The sequence below is a fragment of the Actinokineospora sp. PR83 genome, from assembly GCF_021056305.1.
Taxonomy (GTDB): domain Bacteria; phylum Actinomycetota; class Actinomycetes; order Mycobacteriales; family Pseudonocardiaceae; genus Actinokineospora; species Actinokineospora spheciospongiae.
In genome coordinates this window covers 1-4,287 of the sequence record NZ_JAJCXD010000141.1, presented here as the reverse complement: position 1 = coordinate 4,287, position 4,287 = coordinate 1, and the positions used below count along the sequence as shown (strand labels likewise).

The window sequence follows — 4,287 nt, the reverse complement described above, 5'->3', positions numbered from 1 at the left end:
CGGGCCTCGGGCAGCGCGGCGAACAGCGGGGCCCGGCGGGCGCCGAGCACGCCCCAGTCGATGTCCGCGACGGTGACGGCGGGCAGCCCGGTGCCCACGGCGGCGGCCAGCGCGGTGAGCGCCCGGTCCGGGTCCATCGCGGCGAACCCGCCGCGGGCGGTGCGGTCGGCGGCACCGGCGGTGTCGGCGGCCATGCCCGACCCGGCCCACGGGCCCCAGGCCAGCGAGGTGACCGGTGTCCCGGCGGCGCGGGCGCGGCGGGCGAACTCGTCCAGCTCGGCGTTGGCGGCGGCGTAGTTGCCCTGCCCGGCGGAGCCGAAGGTCGCCGCGGCGGAGGAGAAGACGACAAACGCCTCCACCCCGCCGACCCGCGCGACGGCCTCGGCCAGCACGCGCACGGCGGCGAGCTTGGGCGCGGCGACGGCGGCGAGCCGGTCCGGGGTCAGCCGGTCCAGCACGCCGTCGTCGAGCACGCCCGCGGTGTGCACCACAGCGGTCGGGCGGACCTCGTCGACGAGCGCGGCCATGGCGTCCTGGTCGGTGGCGTCGGCGGCGCGCGCCTCGGCGCCCAGGGCGGCGGCGGTCTCGGCGTCGAGCCCGCGCCTGCTGACCAGCACGACCCGCTCCGCGCCCTGCTCGGCGCACCAGCGGGCGGTCTCGCGGGCGAGGCCGCCGGTGCCGGTGATCAGCACCGTCCCGCGCGGGCGCCAGCGCTCGCGGCCGGAGACGCGCACGAGGCGGCGGGCGAACACCGCGCCGTCGCGCACCGCGGTCTCGGGCTCGCCGCTGGCCACCACCGGCCCCAGGTCGGCCGGGCCGGTGACCCGGACCAGGCCGCCCCAGCGCTCGGGCACCTCCAGCGCGGCGGTGCGGCCGAGGGCGGCGATGGCCTCGGTGTGCTCGCCATCGTCTGGCAGGACGAACCACAGGGGCGCCGTCGCGCCCTGCACCAGGGCCAGCGCCTCGGCCGGGGTGGCCGGGCTGTGCGGGGCCCAGTCCGCGGGCAGGTCGGCGGGGTCGGGGGTGATGCGCTGCCAGGTGGTGCGGTAGAGCCAGCCGGGGGTGTCATCGGCGCAGCGGTGGGCCGGGTCGAGCCAGAAGCGCTCGTGCTGGAAGGCGTAGGTGGGCAGGTCGACGACGCGGCCACCGGCGGTGAAGGCGGACCAGTCGACGCCGCGCCCGCCCGCGTACAGGGCGGCGAGGGCGCGCACGGCGGTCTCGGCCTCGTCGCGGTCGCGGACCTGGGCGGGGACGCAGCCCGCGACGGCCGGGGTGAGGGCAGCGTCGGGGCCGACCTCCAGGACGTGCGCGGCGTCGAGGCAGGCGGCGCCGTCGGCGAAGCGGACCGCGCGGCGGGCGTTGTCGACCCAGTACCCGCCGTCGGTGGGGTCCTGCTCACCCGCGACGCCGATGAACTCGACCTGGGCGGGCGAGCGGTCGATGCCGTCCACCACGGCCCGCAGCTCGGCCAGCACCCCGTCGACGTGCGCGGAGTGGAAGGCGTGGCTGACCTTGAGCAGCGACGCCTTGACCCCGCGCGCCTTGTGCTCGGCCACCACGGCCGCCACGGCGTCGGCGTCACCGGACACCACCACGGACCCGGCGGTGTTCACCGCGGCGACCTCGACGCCCGAAGGCGCGGTGACCTCCGACTCCGGCACGTCCAGGGCGGCCATCGCACCCCGGGCGCCGATCGAGCCCATGAGCGCGCCGCGCGCGACGACCAGCCGCGCGGCGTCGGCCAGGGAGAACACGCCCGCGGCCCACGCCGCGGCGATCTCCCCCACCGAGTGCCCGATGACCACGTCCGGCCGCACGCCCCACGACTCGAACAGCCGCACCACCGCGACCTCGAACGCGAAGATCGCGGGCTGGGCGAACTGGGTCTCGTCGATGCGCGACCCATCCGCGATCGCTTCCCGCACCCGGGCGGGGAACAGGCCCAGGACCTCGTCCCACGCCTCGGCGAACGCGGGGAACTGCGCGGCGAGCCCAGCGCCCATGCCCGCGCGCTGCGAACCCTGGCCGGTGAACACGAACGCGGTCCGCCCGCGCACGGCGGTGCCCCGAACGGCAGGCGAGTCCAGGCCCGCGATCAACTGCTCGGCGGTGCGGCCGACGGCGACGCCGCGCGCGGGCAGGTCGGCGCGTCCCTCGACGAGCGTGCGGGCCACGTCGCGCGGGTCGGCGGGGGTGGCCCGCAGGTGGGCCGCGAGCCGGGAAGCCTGCTCGCGCAGCGCTTCGGGCGTGCGCCCGGACACCGGCCAGGCGAAGACACCGGTGGCCTCGGCGCGCTCGGGCTCGTCGACGGCCGGGGCCTGCTCCAGGATCGCGTGCGCGTTCGTGCCGCTGATGCCGAACGACGACACCGCCGCGCGCCGCGGCCGGTCGACGGCAGGCCACGGGCGGGCCTCGGTCAGCAGTTCGACGGACCCCGCGGACCAGTCGACGTGCGTGGTGGGCTGGTCCAGGTGCAGGGTCTTGGGCAGCACGCCGTGCCGGAGCGCGCCGAGGAGCTTGATCACCCCGGCGACGCCCGCGGCGGCCTGCGTGTGCCCCAGGTTGGACTTCACCGAGCCCAGGTACAGCGGTTCGGCGCGATCGGCACCGTAGGTGGCCAGCAGTGCCTGGGCCTCGATCGGGTCACCGAGGACGGTGCCGGTGCCGTGCGCCTCGACCATGTCCACCTCGGCGGGGGTGAGCCGGGCGGCGGCCAGGGCCTTCTGGATGACCCGCCGCTGCGACGGGCCGTTGGGGGCGGTCAGGCCGTTGGACGCGCCGTCGGAGTTGACCGCGGTGCCGCGCACGAGGGCGAGCACGCGGTGGCCGTTGCGCCGGGCGGCGGAGAGCCGTTCGAGCAGGACCAGGCCGACCCCCTCGCCCATGCCGGTGCCGTCGGCGGCGTCGGCGAAGGACTTGCAGCGCCCGTCCGGGGCCAGGCCGCGCTGGCGGGAGAACGCGGTGAACACCTCGGGGGTGGGCATGACGGTCGCGCCGCCTGCGATGACCAGCGAGCAGTCGCCGCGGCGCAGCGCGTTGACCCCCAGGTGCAGGGCCACGAGCGAGGACGAGCAGGCCGTGTCGACGGTGAGCGCGGGGCCCTCCAGGCCGAAGGCGTAGGCGATGCGCCCGGAGATGACGCTGCCCGCGTTGCCGGTGAGCAGGTGCCCCTCGACGCCCTCGGGCACCTCGTGCGCGGCCGAGCCGTAGCCGGAGTACGCCGCGCCGACCAGGACACCGGTGTCGGCGCCGCGCTGGGCGGCGGGGTCGAGGCCCGCACGCTCGAACAGCTCCCAGGTGACCTCCAATAGCTGGCGCTGCTGCGGGTCCATGGCCAGCGCCTCGCGCGGGGAGATGCCGAACAGGCCGGGGTCGAACTCGCCCGCCCCGGCCAGGAAGCCGCCGTGCCGGGCGTAGGAGGTGCCGGGGTGGTCGGGGTCGGGGTGGTGCAGGTCGGCGGGCCAGCCCCGGTCCTCGGGGAACGGTTCGACGGCGTCGACGCCCCCCGCGACCAGCCGCCACAGCTCCTCGGGCGAGCCGATCCCGCCGGGGAAGCGGCAGGCGGCGGCGACGATGGCGATCGGCTCGGCGTCGCGGGCCTGGTGCGCGCGCAGCCTGGCGTCGGTCTCCGCCAGCTCCGCGGTGACGCGGCGCAGGTAATCGGTCAGCTTCTTCTGCTGGTCGGTCATGGCTGCCTCACACATTTTCCGAGCGGCCGAAGCGCTGGTCGATGAAGTCGAAGATGTCCTCGTCGGCGACGTCGGCCAGCGCCGTGGCCGAGGCGGGGTCCTCGGGCTCGAACGGGTCGAACGGCTCGGCCGCCGCGGTCGCCCGGTCGAGCAGCTCGCGCAGCCGGGCGGCGAGGGCCCCGGCGGCGTCGGCGTCGGCGGTCTCCAGCGCGAGCGCGACCCGGTCCAGTTCGGCGGTGACGTCGGTGTCCCGGACGGCCGGTGCCGCCGGGGCGGACGCGCCCAGGCCCTCGTCGAGGTGCGCGGCGAGCGCGGCGGGCGTGGGGTGGTCGAACACCAGGGTCGCGGGCAGTTTGAGCCCGGTGGCCGCGGTGAGCCGGTTGCGCAGCTCGACGGCGGTCAGCGAGTCGAAGCCCACGTCCTTGAACGGCCGCTCGGGGTCGACCGCCGCCCGGTGGGTGAACCCGAGGACGGCCGCGACGTGGTCGCACACCACGTCGAGCACCAGCCCGGCGCGGGCCCGCGGCGCGGTCGCGGCGAGCCGCTGCGCGAGCGGGACCTCCCCCGCGGCAGCGGCGGCCGCGCGCCGCGCCGCCGT

2 protein-coding genes are annotated in these 4,287 nt (G+C 77.4%); both read right to left on the bottom strand.

Annotation, left to right across the window (positions count from 1 at the left end; translation table 11 throughout):
- A partial coding sequence (locus L6E12_RS33405; protein WP_236231915.1) for a type I polyketide synthase occupies positions 1–3,689 on the bottom strand: 3,689 nt, incomplete at its 3' end.
- 7 nt (positions 3,690–3,696) lie between these two features.
- A partial coding sequence (locus L6E12_RS33400; RefSeq protein ID WP_236231914.1) for an acyl carrier protein occupies positions 3,697–4,287 on the bottom strand: 591 nt, incomplete at its 5' end.